This window comes from Pseudarthrobacter sp. W1I19, from assembly GCF_030817835.1.
GTDB lineage: Bacteria > Actinomycetota > Actinomycetes > Actinomycetales > Micrococcaceae > Arthrobacter.
Genome location: NZ_JAUSZR010000001.1, coordinates 2802993 through 2818231, shown reverse-complemented (window position 1 = coordinate 2818231; position 15239 = coordinate 2802993). Strand labels below are relative to the sequence as shown.

Annotated in this window: 17 protein-coding genes; 15 read left to right on the top strand and 2 right to left on the bottom strand. The window is 65.8% G+C overall.

What is annotated here, in order from left to right:
- The first annotated feature begins 4 nt into the window (after positions 1-4).
- The 6 genes from glp (at position 5) to QF038_RS13210 (ending at position 4143) form a co-directional block, all read left to right on the top strand.
- On the top strand, positions 5-1318 hold the full coding sequence (gene glp, locus QF038_RS13235; RefSeq protein ID WP_307610550.1) for a gephyrin-like molybdotransferase Glp: 1314 nt from the start codon (positions 5-7) through the stop codon (positions 1316-1318).
- Positions 1306-1800 (top strand): cyclic pyranopterin monophosphate synthase MoaC, encoded by a 495-nt coding sequence (gene moaC / locus QF038_RS13230; protein ID WP_307610549.1) that lies wholly within the window; start codon positions 1306-1308, stop codon positions 1798-1800. The genes glp and moaC overlap by 13 nt, the downstream gene beginning before the upstream one ends.
- Entirely contained in the window at positions 1797-2327 is a 531-nt protein-coding gene (locus QF038_RS13225; RefSeq protein ID WP_307610548.1) for a MogA/MoaB family molybdenum cofactor biosynthesis protein, read from the top strand. Before moaC ends, QF038_RS13225 begins: the two co-directional genes overlap by 4 nt.
- Positions 2317-2799 carry a molybdenum cofactor biosynthesis protein MoaE gene (locus tag QF038_RS13220; protein WP_307610547.1) on the top strand — a complete coding sequence of 161 codons (483 nt, stop codon included), beginning with the start codon at positions 2317-2319 and terminating at the stop codon, positions 2797-2799. The genes QF038_RS13225 and QF038_RS13220 overlap by 11 nt, the downstream gene beginning before the upstream one ends.
- 91 nt (positions 2800-2890) lie before the next feature.
- Positions 2891-3661, top strand: a complete 771-nt coding sequence (dapB, locus tag QF038_RS13215; RefSeq protein WP_307610546.1) for a 4-hydroxy-tetrahydrodipicolinate reductase — start codon at positions 2891-2893, stop codon at positions 3659-3661.
- A 2-nt stretch (positions 3662-3663) separates the two neighbouring features.
- Entirely contained in the window at positions 3664-4143 is a 480-nt protein-coding gene (locus QF038_RS13210) for a hypothetical protein (protein WP_307610545.1), read from the top strand.
- On the opposite strand, the gene QF038_RS13205 is transcribed toward QF038_RS13210, so the two are convergent.
- Entirely contained in the window at positions 4140-5375 is a 1236-nt protein-coding gene (locus QF038_RS13205) for a heparan-alpha-glucosaminide N-acetyltransferase domain-containing protein (RefSeq protein WP_307610544.1), read from the bottom strand. The genes QF038_RS13210 and QF038_RS13205 overlap by 4 nt on opposite strands.
- Positions 5376-5580: 205 nt before the next feature.
- Between QF038_RS13205 and QF038_RS13200 the strand changes: the two genes are divergently transcribed.
- The 8 genes from QF038_RS13200 to QF038_RS13165 all read left to right on the top strand — a co-directional run bounded on the left by QF038_RS13200 (position 5581) and on the right by QF038_RS13165 (position 14281).
- A complete protein-coding gene (locus tag QF038_RS13200; RefSeq protein WP_307610543.1) occupies positions 5581-5847 on the top strand; it encodes a hypothetical protein in 267 nt (88 codons plus the stop codon).
- Positions 5848-5995: 148 nt separating this feature from the next.
- On the top strand, positions 5996-6745 hold the full coding sequence (locus tag QF038_RS13195) for a carbon-nitrogen hydrolase family protein (RefSeq protein ID WP_307610542.1): 750 nt from the start codon (positions 5996-5998) through the stop codon (positions 6743-6745).
- Positions 6746-6848: 103 nt separating this feature from the next.
- Positions 6849-7757 (top strand): 4-hydroxy-tetrahydrodipicolinate synthase, encoded by a 909-nt coding sequence (gene dapA / locus QF038_RS13190; RefSeq protein ID WP_307610541.1) that lies wholly within the window; start codon positions 6849-6851, stop codon positions 7755-7757.
- A 43-nt stretch (positions 7758-7800) separates the two neighbouring features.
- Positions 7801-9492, top strand: a complete 1692-nt coding sequence (locus QF038_RS13185; RefSeq protein WP_307610540.1) for a ribonuclease J — start codon at positions 7801-7803, stop codon at positions 9490-9492.
- Between the two features lie 146 nt (positions 9493-9638).
- Entirely contained in the window at positions 9639-12521 is a 2883-nt protein-coding gene (locus tag QF038_RS13180) for a DNA translocase FtsK (protein ID WP_307610539.1), read from the top strand.
- A 23-nt stretch (positions 12522-12544) separates the two neighbouring features.
- Positions 12545-13186 carry a CDP-diacylglycerol--glycerol-3-phosphate 3-phosphatidyltransferase gene (gene pgsA / locus QF038_RS13175; protein WP_307610538.1) on the top strand — a complete coding sequence of 214 codons (642 nt, stop codon included), beginning with the start codon at positions 12545-12547 and terminating at the stop codon, positions 13184-13186.
- Positions 13183-13677, top strand: coding sequence for a CinA family protein (locus QF038_RS13170; protein ID WP_307610537.1), 495 nt, complete (start codon positions 13183-13185; stop codon positions 13675-13677). The genes pgsA and QF038_RS13170 overlap by 4 nt, the downstream gene beginning before the upstream one ends.
- 151 nt (positions 13678-13828) lie before the next feature.
- Entirely contained in the window at positions 13829-14281 is a 453-nt protein-coding gene (locus tag QF038_RS13165) for a helix-turn-helix domain-containing protein (RefSeq protein ID WP_050055661.1), read from the top strand.
- Positions 14282-14414: 133 nt separating this feature from the next.
- Here QF038_RS13165 and QF038_RS13160 read toward each other — a convergent pair whose 3' ends face one another.
- On the bottom strand, positions 14415-14921 hold the full coding sequence (locus tag QF038_RS13160) for a MarR family winged helix-turn-helix transcriptional regulator (RefSeq protein ID WP_307610536.1): 507 nt from the start codon (positions 14919-14921) through the stop codon (positions 14415-14417).
- Between the two features lie 41 nt (positions 14922-14962).
- Here QF038_RS13160 and QF038_RS13155 point away from each other — a divergent pair, with 41 nt between their 5' ends.
- The gene (locus QF038_RS13155; protein ID WP_307610535.1) at positions 14963-15187 is read left to right on the top strand and encodes a DUF3046 domain-containing protein; all 225 of its coding nucleotides are present in this window, start codon (positions 14963-14965) and stop codon (positions 15185-15187) included.
- Positions 15188-15239 lie beyond the last annotated feature (52 nt).

Here is a 15239-nt window from a genome sequence, read left to right as displayed (position 1 = left end):
AACCATGACCAGCCCGCAACCGCATGGAACGTCGCTGTCCGGGACGTCACAGTCTGGAACGTCCCAGCAAGCACCGCACCAGGAAAAGCACCACCGGCACCAGGCGCGGTCCGTGGCCGAGCACGCGGCCGCCGTCGCCCAACTGCTGCAGCCGCTCCGGTCACCCGGCCGCACCGAAGTGCTTCCCCTGGGCGAGGCACTTGGCCGGGGCCTGGTCAGTGACGTCACTGCCCCCATCAGCCTGCCGCCCTTCGCCAACTCGCAGATGGACGGCTATGCCATCCGTTCCACTGACCTGCACGACGACGGCGGCGAGCTGCGCGTGGTGCCTCCCGTTCCCGCCGGTGCCAGTCCGGACGCCCTCCAGCCCGGCACAGCCGCCCCGATCATGACCGGAGCCATGCTCCCGGAGGGGGCCGACGCCGTCGTCCCCATTGAGCGGGCCGTTCCGGACCGTTTCCTGCCGTCCGCCGAACAGGCAACGGAACAAGCAACGGTGAAGCTGCCTGCGGCAGCGCCCGGCACTTATGTGCGGGGAACCGGCAGCGACGTGCGGGCCGGCCAAACCGCCCTGGCAGCGGGTACCTTCCTTGGCCCGGCCCAGCTGGGGCTGCTGGCCGCGTTGGGCATCCCGGAAGTGACCGTCTACCGGGCCGTGACGGTCCTGCTCGTCACCACCGGTGACGAAGTGGTGGAACCCGGCCAGGACCTCCCCGCCGGAAAGATCTACGACTCCAACGGCACGCTCCTGGAAGCTGCCATGCGGCAGGCAGGGCTGGACGTGCGCCGGGCGGGTATCGTCACAGACAACCCGGGAAAGCTTCGTGACTTGCTTCGCGCCGAGGGAGCGGCGGTGGATCTCATCGTTACCACCGGTGGGGTCAGCAAGGGTGTTTACGAGGTGGTCCGGCAGGCCATGGAAGACCAGCCGGTGGAGTTCCTGCACGTGGCCATGCAGCCGGGCGGTCCGCAGGGACTTGGCACTTTCGAGGGGCGGCCGTTCCTGGGATTCCCCGGGAACCCCGTCAGCTGCCTGGTGTCCTTTGAAATGTTCCTGCGCCCTGTGCTGGGCCGCCTGCTCGGCACTCCCGCGCCCCGCCTGCCTCTTCGCGCCCGCCTCGGACAACCCCTCGCGTCTCCCGAAAACAAGCACCAGGTCCGCCGCGGAACGTTGCAACCTGACGGTACGGTTGAGCTGCAGGGCGGTGAAAGTTCACATCTGATGCATGCGCTGGCCGGTTCGAATGTGCTGGTTCACGTCCCACAGGGAGTGGCCGAACTCGGGGCAGGCGCAGAGGTGGAAGTATGGATGCTGTGAATGCAGAAGAATCCCCGGCCGCGCTGACGCACCTGCGCCAGGACGGCAGCGCCCAGATGGTGGACGTCTCCGCCAAAGCCGAAACCACCCGCGAGGCCACCGCCACCGCCACGGTCCGCACCACCGCAGAGGTCATGGCGCTGCTCGGCTCCGGCGGACTGCCTAAAGGGGACGCGCTCGCCGTGGCGCGCGTGGCTGGAATCATGGCTGCCAAAAAAACCCCCGAACTGATTCCGCTCTGCCATCCGCTTCCGCTGTCCAAAGTTACGGTGGACTTTGACCTCGCCCCGGAATCCGTGTCGATCCTGGCCACCGTGAAGACCCGCGGGGTTACTGGCGTGGAGATGGAAGCCCTTACCGCAGTTTCCGTCGCTGCGCTGAGCGTCTACGACATGATCAAGGCCGTGGACAAGCACGCCGTGCTGAACGACATCAAGGTCCTGGCCAAGAGCGGCGGCAAAAGCGGGGACTGGACACTGTGAGCACCTCGAGCACCCTTAGCGCCCCCGAGCCGCACCGCCACGGCGACGTACAGGGCCGGAAGGCCGGCGTCGTGATCGCCTCCACCCGGGCCGCCGCAGGGATTTACGACGACGAAACCGGCCCCGTGATCAGCGACTGGCTGACCGAACACGGCTTCGACGTGTTCCCCGCCATGGTGGTGCCCGATGGCGAGCCCGTGGGCGCTGCGATCCGTGCCCTCCTCACCCAGCGGCCCGCCGTCGTGATCACCAGCGGCGGAACGGGACTCAGCCCGGACGACCGTACGCCGGACGTCACCCTGCCACTCCTGGACCGCGAGATTCCCGGCATCATGGAAGCGATCCGCCGGGCCGGGGCCGCGAAGACCCCGCTGGCGGCCCTGAGCCGTGGCTACGCGGGCGCTGCGGGCCATACTTTCATCATCAACCTGCCCGGATCACCGAAGGGGGTCATGGACGGACTGACCGTCCTGGACCCGGTGATCGGGCACCTCTGCGACCAGCTGGAAGGCGGACATGGGCACTGAAATGGCATTCGAGGTAGTCAACGCGGTCCTGAGCGCAGAGCCCATCTCCGTTGACCAGGCCATCGCGGCGGTAGAGAGCGACACTGCGGGTGCGGTGGTCAGCTTCAGCGGCGTGGTGCGCAACCACGACGGCGGCAAGCCGGTTGAGCGCCTCAGCTACAGTGCGCACCCCACGGCACACCAGGTGATGACCGACGTCGTAGCGCAGCTGGTCGCTGAACAATCGGCAGCTGGCCGTTCCGCTGGCGCAGGTGGCGGGTCTTCCCAGCCAGTGCGGATCTGGGCCGCGCACCGGATCGGCATGCTGGAAATCGGCGACCCCGCCCTGGTATGTGCCGTGTCCGCCGCCCACCGCGGCCAGGCCTTTGCCGTGTGCTCCGAACTGGTGGACCGGATCAAGGAGCAGGTTCCCATCTGGAAGGAACAGTTTTTCACCGACGGAACCGTGGAATGGGTGGGCGCGGGCAACTGACCCTGTTCCGTCCAATCCGGACCGGCTCATGCGAGGTAACGCACACTCGGCGGTTCCTGCATGCCTCAAAGCCGCCGGTAGGCTTAACGGCATGACCGAACATCTCTCCGTGCCCTTGCCCGTTGCCGTGCTGGGCGCGAACGGGCGCATGGGCGCCGAAGCCGTAAAAGCCATCGAAGCCGCGCCGGACATGAAGCTGGTCGCAGCCCTGGGCCGCGGGGACTCGCTGGACCAGATCACGGCAGCAGGTGCCCGGTTTGTGGTGGACCTTACTGTGCCGGAAAGCACAGAAGCGAACGTCCGCTTCGCCGTCGAACACGGCATCCACGCCGTGGTGGGCACCACCGGCTGGGACGCCGCGCGCCTGGCCGCCCTGAAAGACCTACTGGCCGGCCAGCCCGAAACCGGTGTGCTGATCGCCCCCAACTTTGCCCTTGGCTCAGTCCTTGCCTCCGCTTTCGTTGCGAAGGCGTCCAAGTACTTTGAGTCGGTGGAAATCATCGAACTGCACCACCCGGACAAGGTGGATGCGCCATCCGGTACCGCCGTCCGCACCGCCCAGCTCATCGCCGCCGAACGCGCCGCTGCCAACGTTTCGCCAAGCCCCGATGCCACCACCAGCGAACTCGCCGGTGCCCGCGGCTGCGAGGTTGACGGTGTCCGCGTCCACAGTGTTCGCCTCCGCGGCCTGGTGGCCCACCAGGAAGTCCTCCTCGGCAGCGCCGGCGAGCAGCTGACCCTGCGCCACGATTCCTTCGACCGCGCCTCCTTTATGCCCGGCGTGCTCCTTGGCCTGCGCAACGTTGCCGCCCACCCCGGACTCACGGTTGGTTTGGACGGCTACCTGGACCTGGGGCTGTAGCCGTGGCCGGGCTCGTTGCTGGCTTCCGGAAGAACCGCACCAAGATCTGGGTGGGCGCCGTCACGCTGCTTCTGGTCTTTTACCTGGTGGTGTCCTTCCAGCGTTCGGTCCTGCTGCTGACGGACAGCAATCCTGCAGCCGTAGCCATCGGCGCAGCCTACCTGGTGCTGCCCGTGATCGGCGCCTGGGCGCTGATTCGCGAACTGATGTTCGGTGCCCGCACCGAGCAGATGGCCAAAGTCCTCGAGGCTGAAGGCGGACTCCCCGTGGACGAGCTGCCCCGGACGCCGGCCGGCCGCATCGTCCGGTCCGCCGCCGACGCCGAATTCGAGAAGTACCGGGCGGAAGCTGAAGCGGCCCCGGGGGACTGGCGTTCCTGGTTCCGGCTGAGCTGTGCCTACGACGCCGCCGGCGACCGGAAGCGTGCCCGCGCTTCCATGCGTGATGCCGTTAAACTCTTCCGGGGCAACGTTCCGGCTTAACGGACGGCTTTTACCCCGCCACGCCCCAACTGGTTCGCCGCGTGCCCCAGCCATTCCAGCGGCCCGCGCCATTTGAGCAGCACAAACACCATGCCAATGATCACCGCGGAGGCAGCGTGGGCGAAATACATGGCGTCTTCGTTCCAGCCCTCCGGCATCGGCTTGAGGTAGAACGCCGAAACCACCCACACGTGGACGGAGTACAGGGTAAGGGTCATGGCGCCCGCGCCCCGGAGGGCCAGCAGCAGGTCCAGGGCCACCCAATCGGCCAGCCTGCCCAACAGCAGGAACGCCCCGATGACTGCTGCGGCCACCGCTGACGTGTGCAGCAGGTCCAGGGTGGTTGCCGAGTGGGGTGCCGCGGATGCCAGCCACCACCACGAACCCTCCTGCGGGATGCCGGTCAGGTTGACCTGCAGAACGCTGCCCAGCGGATAGCCGGGGGAGTTCAGTACCTTCTCCAGCGCCGCACGGCCGCCCCAGTCCTCCATCGCCGCAGTGCCCAGTGATTTGGCCAGGACGGCAATGAGGGTTCCGCCCACCAGCAGCACCCAGGGCACCAGCGCTTTGTGCAGCATCAGGCGGCCGACGACGAGCCCCACCAGGAGGTAGGACAGCCACTGGAAGACGGGGTAATAGCCTGTCAGGAAGACGTCGGCCAGCAGCCTTCCCGGTATGGAGAGGTCCTCCCAGGACGGGTTGTGCCCCAGCTTGAGCGGCGGGTTCGCGGCGAGCAGCCACGGACGCAGCAGGTACGCCAGCACCGGGGACACCAGAATCCAGCCGGCTGCCCAGGCGCAAAGCGCCTTCAGCCGCAGGCCCAGGAACGGCAGTACGCACAGGAACAGGACTGCGTAATGGACCAGGATGATGGCCAGGTTTACTTCCAGGCCACCCAGGGAGAGTCCGACGGCGGCAATCACCAGGGCGCGCAGCGCCACGCCGCGGCGGGCGCCGGACAGCTCAGGACCCTGCAGCGGCTTGTGCTTTCCCGTGGATAGGGCAAGCCCCACTCCAGCCAGGACCGCGAACAGGGCAGCCGCCCGGCCAGAAAAGGTCAGGCCGATCCAGGTTGGGGTGAGGTTGGCGTTCGACTCGAAGGTGGGAAGCAGGTGGGTGGCCATCATTCCCAGCAAAGCCAGCCCGCGCGCCGCGTCTATACCGTGAAGCCTGGCCGGGGCGGACTGTCCGGGAGACGTCCTGGTGGAAGCGGCGGCATTACGGGAGGTCATGTCCAGATCGTCTCACACCCGCCTGTGGCCGGCTGTCAAACAGCTCTTGAATTCGAATATATGTTCGAATACTATGAAGCGCATGCAAACGCCATCATCCGGAGTCCCATCGTCCGGTGCTCCATCATTCGGAGTCTCATCATTCGGTGCTCCAGCCTCCGGAGCCCCGGCTTCGGAATCACGCCATGACGGGCCGCTGAAGGCCATGAGCCCCGGCGTGGTCGATTACCTCTTCCGCCAACTGGTGACCGGGAAGACGTCCCAGGATATCCAGTGGGAGCAGGAGGGCATCAGCCTCTCCGCACAGCCGGAGGGCGCTGAACTGGCCCGCCGGTTGGCCGAGACAGACATCGACGCCCTGACGCCCATGGAACTGTTCCACTACGTACGGGCCGCCCAGCGCCTGGCCACATGGGCGGAAGGGCTCCGCCGGGCAGCGGTGGGCAGGTATTGCCACCCGGGGCCTGTTTAGCTGCAGCCGGAGAAAAGCAGCGGGAGAAAAGGCGGTGGCGCGGCCACCGGGGTGATAACAAATGCGCGCAGCGCCCGCCGGGAAGCGGGGTTGGGCCGCCCACCCGCCCTCATGCAGGGCCGACCGTCCGCATGCCTAGGATGGAGGCGTGACTGACACCCTTCCTGTCTCCGTCATTCAGTACCGCCCGCTGGATGGAGGCATCCCGGCCAACGCTGAGGAGCACGTGCGCCTTATCGAGGACGCTGATGACCATGGCGCCCGCCTGGTGGTCTTCCCCGAGCTTTCCCTGACCGGCTACCGGCTGGATCTCCTCGACCGCCCTGAGTCGTGGCTTGCGCCGGATGATCACCGGCTCGCGGATGTCCGGGAGATCTGCCGCAGGACGGGGATTACCGCCGTCATAGGGGCGGCCCTTCGGGAGGCCGATGGCACCCCACGGCTGGCATCGCTTGCCGTCCACCCTGATGGCAGTACCGAGACGGCCTTCAAGACCCACCTCCACGGGGATGAGCTCGAACTCTTCACGCCCGGGGAGGGGGCCACGCATATAGAGGTGGACGGGTGGAAGACTGCGCTGGCGATCTGCCTGGATGCCTCCGTGCCCTCGCATTCCGGTGATTCCGCGGCTGCCGGCGCCGACCTCTATTGTGTGTCCGCCCTCTACACCAAAGACGAGGAACACCGCCTTGCCCTCCACCTTGGTGCCCGCGCCATGGACAACCGGATGTTCACGGCGCTGGCGAACCTCGGCGGCAGCAGCCCGCTGGGCGAATCATGCGGCCTCAGCGGCGTCTGGGGCCCGGACGGTCTTCCCCTGAAGCAGGCCTCGGGAACCGGCACTGAAATCGTTTCAGCCGTCCTGCAGCGCGGCCGCCTCAACAAATTCCGGAGGTGAACGGCCAAAGCACTGGCCCCGGGCATCCCGGAAACCCCTATTTGACGTGCATCACGCCCGTCCTATTGTCCTAACCAGCGGTGGACAGGGTAACGTTTTTTCCATGGCTGACACTTCCGCGCACATCCCTGCCCTCGGTACCCTCCTGACCGCGATGGTTACGCCGTTCGCCAAGGACGGTTCAGTTGATTACCAGCAGGCAGCGGAACTGGCCACCAAGCTCGTCGACGACGGCTGCGACGGGCTGGTGGTCACCGGAACCACGGGTGAAACCTCCACCCTCACCGACGAAGAGAACCTCGGCATGTTCCGGGCCGTCAAGGAAGCCGTGGGCGGCCGTGCCGCGGTCATCGCCGGTACCGGCACTAACGACACCGCGCACTCGGTGCACCTTTCCCAGCAGGCCGCAGCGCTCGGCGTCGACGGCATCCTGCTGGTGACCCCTTACTACAACAAGCCCAGCCAGTCCGGCCTCCGCGCGCACTTCGAGACCATCGCCTCGGCCGCCGACGTGCCCGTGATGCTCTATGACATTCCCGGCCGGTCCTCCATCGCCATCGAACCCGACACCATGATCCGGCTGGCGCAGCACCCCAACATCGTCGCGGTGAAGGACGCCAAGGCCGACTTCGTGGCCGCCACCCGCGTTATGAGCGAGACGGACCTGCTCTTCTACTCCGGTGATGACGGACTGACCCTGCCCTGGATGGCGCTGGGCGCCGTCGGCCTGGTGGGCGTCACCACACACGTGGCCACCCGCCGCTTCCGCGAACTCATTGACGCCGTGAATGCCAACGACCTCGGCACCGCCCGGAAGATCAACTTCGAACTCCAGCCGGTAGTGCGTGCAACCATGACCCGTGTCCAGGGTGCAGTGGCGGCCAAACAGATTCTTAAATGGCAGGGAGTCCTGCCCAACTCGATTGTCCGTTTGCCCCTCGTGGAGCCGGACGAAGCCGAGATCGAAATCATCCGCGGGGATTTGGCGGAAGCGGGGCTGGTCTTTTCCTGAAAGCTAAGACCGGCACGCCCTTCCGCCTGGAAAGTAGTGCAATATGACCCAAATCGCCCTGACCGGCCTTGTCACCCCGCCCCGCCTGCCCAACGGCACGTTGCGGATCGTCCCGCTCGGCGGGCTGGGGGAGATCGGCCGGAACATGGCCGTGTTCGAAATCGACGGCAAACTGCTGATCGTTGACTGCGGCGTCCTCTTCCCTGAGGAAACCCAGCCCGGCGTCGACTTGATCCTCCCTGACTTCTCCTACATCGAGAACCGGCTGGATGACATCGTCGCCGTCGTCCTGACCCACGGCCACGAGGACCACATCGGAGCTGTCCCGTACCTGCTGCGGCTCCGCAACGACATCCCGCTGGTGGGCTCGCAACTGACCCTTGCCCTGATTGAGGCGAAGTTGCAGGAACACCGCATCCGGCCCTACACACTCACCGTGGAAGAGGGCCAGGTCGAGAAGTTCGGCCCCTTCGAGTGTGAATTCGTGGCGGTGAACCACTCGATTCCTGACGCCCTGGCCGTCTTCATCCGCACCGCAGGCGGTACCGTGCTGCACACCGGCGACTTCAAAATGGACCAGCTTCCGCTCGACGGCCGCATCACCGACCTCCGGCACTTCGCCAAGCTCGGCGAAGAGGGCGTGGACCTCTTTATGTCGGACTCCACCAACGCGGATGTCCCGGGCTTCACCACCGCGGAAAAGGAAATCGGCCCCACACTGGAGCGCCTCTTCGGCCAGGCCACCAAGCGCATCATCGTGGCGTCCTTCTCCTCGCACGTCCACCGGGTCCAGCAGGTCCTGGACGCGGCCGCCAAGCACAACCGCAAGGTGGCGTTCGTTGGCCGTTCCATGGTCCGGAACATGGCTATCGCGGAAAAATTGGGATACCTGGATGTTCCGCCGGGCCTGATCGTGGACATCAAGAACATCGACAACCTGCCGGACAACCGGGTGGTGCTCATGTCCACCGGCTCCCAGGGTGAACCGATGGCGGCGCTGTCCCGGATGGCCAACGGGGACCACCGCGTGGTGGTGGGCGACGGCGACACCGTCATCCTGGCCTCCAGCCTTATTCCCGGCAACGAAAACGCCGTCTTCCGCATCATCAATGGCCTGCTGAAACTGGGCGCCGATGTCATCCACAAGGGCAACGCCAAGGTCCACGTCTCGGGCCATGCCGCGGCCGGTGAACTCCTGTACTGCTACAACATTCTTGAGCCGCTCAACGCCATGCCCGTGCACGGCGAGACCCGGCACCTGATTGCCAACGGCAAGATCGCCATCGAGTCCGGTGTTCCGGAAGCGAGCGTGATCCTGGCAGACAACGGCACCGTGATCGACCTGAAGGACCACCGCGCCGATGTGGTGGGACAGGTTGAAGTGGGCTTCGTCTATGTGGACGGATCCAGCGTGGGAGAAATCACCGACGCCGACCTCAAGGACCGTCGCATTCTCGGCGATGAGGGCTTCATCTCCATCATCACCGTCATCAACCGGACCACCGGCAAAGTAGTCTCCGGACCGGAAATCCACGCCCGCGGTGTGGCAGAGGACGATTCCGTGTTCGATGACATCGTCCCCAAGATCAACGCTGCGCTGGAAGAAGCCGTCCTGAACCACGCGGACCACACCAGCCATCAACTCCAGCAGGTGGTCCGCCGGGTAGTGGGCACCTGGGTCAACCGCAAGCTCCGCCGCAAGCCAATGATCATCCCCGTGGTGCTCGAGGCCTAACAGGCCCCGCACTGGCTTCGGCCCGTACTCTGCATCAGGAGTGCGGGCCGGAGATGTTTAAGGAGTCTTGCCCCCTCCGTTGATTCAGGGTGGCCGCAGGCTCCAAATCCCCGGGAAACCGGCCCGGTTCCGGTACCGTGGCTAGTATGGCCACTCGTACTACTTCCGCGCCCAATGGATCCAGCAAGGCCAGCTCCGGCAGCAAAGCCGGCGGCCGCGGTTCCAGCACCACGGCAGCAAAATCTCCGGCCAGGTCCGGACGGGCCGGGAGTTCCGGTACGGCCAGGACACGCCAGCTTCCCGCCGTCGAACAGCACCAGCCCTGGCTGCTGCGGGTAGTAGGCGGAGCATGGCTGGGCATCGGCCATCTCGTGGGCGGGGGAGTGCGGCGCATCGGCCATGACGTCAGCGACCTCCCGGCCGACGAACGCCGCGACGGCGCAGCCCTGTTCAACCTTGCCCTGGGCATCTTCATCGCCACCTTCGCCTGGTGGGGCCTCACCGGCTGGTTCCCGGACGCCGTCTACAGCGTGGTGAACGGGACGTTCGGCTGGATGTCGCTGCTGCTTCCGCTGATGCTCTTTGTTTGCTCCTTCCGGCTCTTCCGCCAGCCCTCCGACGGGCGGGGCAACAACCGGGTGGGCATCGGCTTCCTCATCATGACGTTTGCCGGCTGCGGCCTGGCCCACGTCCTGGGCGGACAGCCCACTGTCGCCCAGGGCTTTGACGGGCTGCGCCAGGCCGGCGGGATGCTGGGCTTCCTCGGGGCCTCGCCTCTGGCCGCGATCCATCCGGCCGTGCCGCTGGTGCTTTACGGGCTGCTGGCGTTTGTGTCGCTGCTCATCATCACCGCAACGCCGTTCGGTGCCATCCCGCGGCGGCTGCGCGGCGCTTACGAGCACCTGATGGGCATCGACCTGCAGGAGGAGGACGGGAACCGCCACGACCGCAGCTACCTTGAGCGGACGCCGCCTGCGGCACCCAAAAAGAAGAAGCGCCGCTTCTTCGGCAAGGATGAGGAGTCCGACGCCGGCCTGGAAGGGTATGTGGGCGACGAAGCCTTCGAGCATGCCGTCATTGACGACGACGAGCCGGAGCCGCCGCGTCCGGCCCCCGGTGTCCGCCGTCCCACCCAGGCGGAGATCGCCGTCGAAAAGATCAAAGCCGCGCAGGGCCTCGGCAGCGCAGCGGCCGGCCAGGACAACGCCACCGAAGCCATCCCCATGGTCACTCCCGGGATGGCAGCTGCCGGTCCTAAGCCGGTTGCCGCACCTACCGTCCCCTCCAACCCGGTGGCTCCCGCACCGCCGCCCGTTCCCATCCCGCAGCGCACCGAGCAGTTGTCCCTCGCCGGCGACGTGACGTACACGCTCCCGGCGTCGGACTACCTCACGCCCGGCTCCATCCCGAAGGAGCGCACGGAAGCCAATGACGCCGTCGTCGCCGCCCTGACGGACACCCTGCAGCAGTTCAATGTCGATGCCACCGTGACGGGCTTCAGCCGCGGGCCCACCGTCACCCGCTACGAGATCGAACTGGCGCCGGGAACCAAGGTGGAGCGGGTTACCGCGCTGTCCAAGAACATTTCCTATGCCGTCGCGTCCAGCGACGTGCGGATCCTCAGCCCCATACCGGGCAAGTCCGCCATCGGTATCGAGATCCCCAACACGGACCGCGAGACCGTGTCCCTGGGTGATGTGCTCCGCAGCCAGAACGCCCGCCGCACCGATCACCCGATGGTGATGGGCGTGGGCAAGGACGTTGAGGGCGGCTACGTGGTGGCCAACCTGGCCAAGATGCCCCACCTGCTGGTGGCCGGCGCCACCGGTGCCGGTAAGTCCTCCTTCGTGAACTCCATGATCACGTCCATCCTGATGCGCGCCACCCCGGACGAGGTGCGGATGGTCATGGTGGACCCGAAGCGTGTGGAACTTACCGCGTATGAAGGCGTCCCGCACCTCATCACGCCCATCATCACCAACCCCAAGAAAGCCGCCGAAGCGCTCCAGTGGGTGGTCCGGGAGATGGATGCGCGCTACGACGACCTCGCCAATTACGGCTTCAAGCACATTGACGACTTCAACAAGGCCGTGCGTGCCGGCAAGGTCCAGCCGCCGGTGGATTCCAAGCGCGTTATCCGCCCATACCCCTACCTGCTGGTGATCGTGGACGAACTCGCCGACCTCATGATGGTGGCCCCGCGCGACGTCGAAGACTCCATCGTCCGCATCACACAGCTGGCACGTGCCGCCGGCATCCACCTCGTCCTGGCAACCCAGCGGCCGTCGGTGGACGTGGTGACCGGCCTGATCAAGGCCAACGTTCCCTCCAGGATGGCGTTCGCCACCTCCTCTGTCACGGACTCCCGCGTGGTCCTGGACCAGCCCGGTGCCGAAAAACTCATCGGCCAGGGTGACGCGCTCTTCCTGCCCATGGGCGCTTCCAAGGCCATGCGCGTCCAGGGCGCCTGGGTCACAGAGTCTGAAATCCACAAGGTGGTGGAGCACGTCAAGGGACAGCTCCAGGCCAGCTACCGTGACGACGTCGCGGCGGAGGCGCCCAAGAAGCAGATCGACGACGACATCGGGGACGACCTCGAGGTGCTGCTGCAGGCCACCGAACTGGTGGTCACCACGCAGTTCGGCTCCACGTCCATGCTGCAGCGCAAGCTGCGCGTGGGCTTCGCGAAGGCCGGCCGCCTCATGGACCTGCTCGAATCAAGGGGAGTGGTGGGCCCCTCGGAAGGCTCGAAGGCCCGCGACGTCCTGGTGAAACCGGACGACCTTGCCCCGGTCCTGGCCGCCATGAAGGGCCAGGAGGCACCGGCCGCACCGGACGCGCAGACGGCTGCGCTCAGCGACAACGCCAACGCGAACATCGCCCAGGGCGGGTACGCCGAAGACCTGGTGGCCACTGACCTGGACCAGAGGAAACAGAACGTGGAATATTACGATGGCTCCGACTCCCCGCCGGGCGGGTACGACGACGAGGACGGCTCCGAGGACGCCTGGTCCCTCACGGGGCGCTAGGCCGGAGACTGTAGCCTAGAAAGGTGACTAGCACCGATGCAACCGCCGCCGGCTCCAGCCGTGCCGGGGTCTGGAACCTTCCCAATGTCCTGACCATGCTCCGCATCGCGTTGGTGCCGTTCTTCGTCTGGTTCCTGATCGCCGACGCGCCCGGACTCCACAGCCAGTCCGGGCCCTGGCGCTGGGCCGCGGCGGCCGCGTTCGCCGTCGCGATTTACACAGACAAGCTCGACGGCGACATCGCCAGGAGCCGGAACCTCGTGACCGACTTCGGTAAGATCGCCGACCCCATCGCGGACAAGCTGCTCATTGGTTCCGCCCTGGTGATGCTGTCCGTGCTCGGCGAACTGCCCTGGTGGGCCACCCTGGTGATCCTGGTGCGCGAATGGGGCGTGACCGCCCTGCGCTTCTTCGTCATCCGCTACGGCGTCATCCCCGCCTCGCGCGGAGGCAAACTCAAAACCGTTGTCCAGACGGCAGCCATCTTCCTGTACCTGCTCCCGCTGGGCGCCATTGCGCCGTGGCTCACCTGGGTGGCGTTCGCCGTCATGATGGTGGCCGTGGCCATCACTGTCTGGACCGGCGTCGAATATGTCGTTGAGGCTATGCGCCTGCGCGCCAAGGGCAAAGTCCAGGGAACCACCAGCGGGCAGGAGACGGTATGACCAACCAGCAGCATCTCTCGCTTCACCACCTGGCTGAGCAGGCAGTCCGGCAAGCCATGGAGCTCAAGCGAACAGTGGCAACAGCGGAATCGCTGACTGCCGGCATGGTGTCCGCAGTCCTGGCTGACACACCCGGCGCCTCCGGAATGCTGCAGGGCGGCGTGGTGGCCTACCAGAACTCCGTCAAGGCGGACATGCTGAAGGTGTCCGCGGAACTGCTGGCCAGTGCCGGGTCCGTTGATTATGACGTTGCTGCCGCTATGGCTGCAGGGGCACGTACGGCCCTTGGCGCCGATATTGGCGTCTCCACCACTGGTGTTGCGGGGCCGGAAGCGCACGACGGTAAACCGGTGGGAACGGTGTATGTCGGCGTTGCGACGGCTGCGGGAACAAACGCCTTCGAGTATGTGTTTTCAGGGAGCCGGGCAGAGATCCGGGGCCAGGCCTGCGGGGCTGCGCTGGAACGGTTGATCGAAGCCCTGGCTTCCTGAAGTTACCCGGCTGTAAAGTTGGCGGGAACAAAAGCCGGTACCGATTAGTTATTACATTGTGTCGCTTCCGGAGAGCGGAGGCGCCTAGGATGAAAACACCAACGGTTCGCTTCACGGCGAACCGGACTGAACGAGGAGCAAGGCGATACAGATGGTAAAGCAGCCCGTATCCGTGAACGGCGTTGTCCGCTGGAAGGATGTGGGCCTCGCCGATCAGGCTAAGAGCGAACAGAAGGAGCGCAAGATGGTGGTACTTCGTCACGAAATCGGTGATGTCCTGCGCGATGTTCGCCAGCGTCAGGGGCGTACGCTCCGTGAGGTTTCGCACAGCGCCCGTGTCTCCCTGGGTTACCTCAGCGAGGTGGAGCGTGGTCAGAAGGAAGCGTCTTCCGAGCTTCTGTCCTCAATCTGCTCGGCCCTGGATGTCCCGTTGTCCAGCATGCTCCGGGAGGTCAGTGACCGCGTAGCAGTAGCCGAAGGCGTAGCTGTCCCGGACACCGTACCGCAGGAATTCTCCCAGCGTTACGGACGCGACCTTGAGCGCGATCTTAACAACGAACTCAACGATGAACTTTCAACCGGGCTCCTCTCCGGCGCCCGGTAAGGACTGATCCACCACACGGTGGAATCCTGCACGCGAAGCCCCCGGCACTCCGCCGGGGCTTTTCGTGTTTCCCGGCACTTTTCCGGGAAGCGGCGCCAAGCCTGTGCCTGCCCCGCGTGTATGTGGTTTGGACCTAGATATCGTGCGGGAAACCGTCACGCTCATAGGTGGCATTGAGCTTGGCCATAAACCGGGCAAGTTCCTGCAGGTCCTCTACCGGCCATTCACCGAGCCGCTCCCGAAAGACCTCACGGCGCGCGTCCTGGACCTGGTGCATCTTCTCCTCGCCCTTGGGAGTGAGCCGGATAGCCTGGGCTCGTCCGTCCAGCGGGTCGGCTTCCTTCGAAACCAGCCCAATGCTTTCAAGGAACGCGATCTGGCGGCTGACGGACGGCTTGCCCACGCCGATGTTCATGGCAAGGTCCGTGAGCCGGATGGGGCCCTCCCGCCGTATCACCGTCAGCAGTCCGTATGCAGCCGGCTCCATGTCCGGATGGACCTGGCGGGAGAGCTGGTTGGAGACGGCCCGTGCGCGCCGCCAGAAGACGCTGATCTGGTGTTCCACGTTCTGCAGGGCCGCGTCCACCAGGTCATCGTCGTCGCGGCCAGCGGGGGTCGGGGCGGCAGGGGAGTTGCTCATGGCAACAATTCTAGGGTCCGGGATCATGAGAGACTCAACAGGTGCGAATCAGCGATTATTGGCGACTTATGGATGATGAATTTGGCGCCGGCTACTCGCGGGTCCTCAGCAGCACCCTTGTCCTCGCCGGGGTGGGCGGCCGCACCGCGGACCAGGCGCTGGCTGCCGGAGTTGAGCCCCGCAAGGTCTGGCTGGCGGTCTGTGATGTCCAGGACGTTCCCGCCGAGCGCCGGCTTGGCCGGGACATCAAGCCCCGCGTCGAATAGGCCCAATCCTTTGGGACACGCCGGACTATTGTTCGAATACCTGTTCGGGTAA

Coding starts and splice junctions, on each gene's coding strand:
- QF038_RS13205 (WP_307610544.1), bottom strand. CDS start 5,375: ATGACCTCCCGTAATGCCGCCGCTTCCACCAGGACGTCTCCCGGACAG.
- QF038_RS13200 (WP_307610543.1), top strand. CDS start 5,581: ATGAGCCCCGGCGTGGTCGATTACCTCTTCCGCCAACTGGTGACCGGG.
- QF038_RS13160 (WP_307610536.1), bottom strand. CDS start 14,921: ATGAGCAACTCCCCTGCCGCCCCGACCCCCGCTGGCCGCGACGACGAT.
- glp (WP_307610550.1), top strand. CDS start 5: ATGACCAGCCCGCAACCGCATGGAACGTCGCTGTCCGGGACGTCACAG.
- QF038_RS13220 (WP_307610547.1), top strand. CDS start 2,317: ATGGGCACTGAAATGGCATTCGAGGTAGTCAACGCGGTCCTGAGCGCA.
- moaC (WP_307610549.1), top strand. CDS start 1,306: ATGGATGCTGTGAATGCAGAAGAATCCCCGGCCGCGCTGACGCACCTG.
- dapA (WP_307610541.1), top strand. CDS start 6,849: ATGGCTGACACTTCCGCGCACATCCCTGCCCTCGGTACCCTCCTGACC.
- QF038_RS13185 (WP_307610540.1), top strand. CDS start 7,801: ATGACCCAAATCGCCCTGACCGGCCTTGTCACCCCGCCCCGCCTGCCC.
- QF038_RS13170 (WP_307610537.1), top strand. CDS start 13,183: ATGACCAACCAGCAGCATCTCTCGCTTCACCACCTGGCTGAGCAGGCA.
- dapB (WP_307610546.1), top strand. CDS start 2,891: ATGACCGAACATCTCTCCGTGCCCTTGCCCGTTGCCGTGCTGGGCGCG.
- QF038_RS13165 (WP_050055661.1), top strand. CDS start 13,829: ATGGTAAAGCAGCCCGTATCCGTGAACGGCGTTGTCCGCTGGAAGGAT.
- QF038_RS13180 (WP_307610539.1), top strand. CDS start 9,639: ATGGCCACTCGTACTACTTCCGCGCCCAATGGATCCAGCAAGGCCAGC.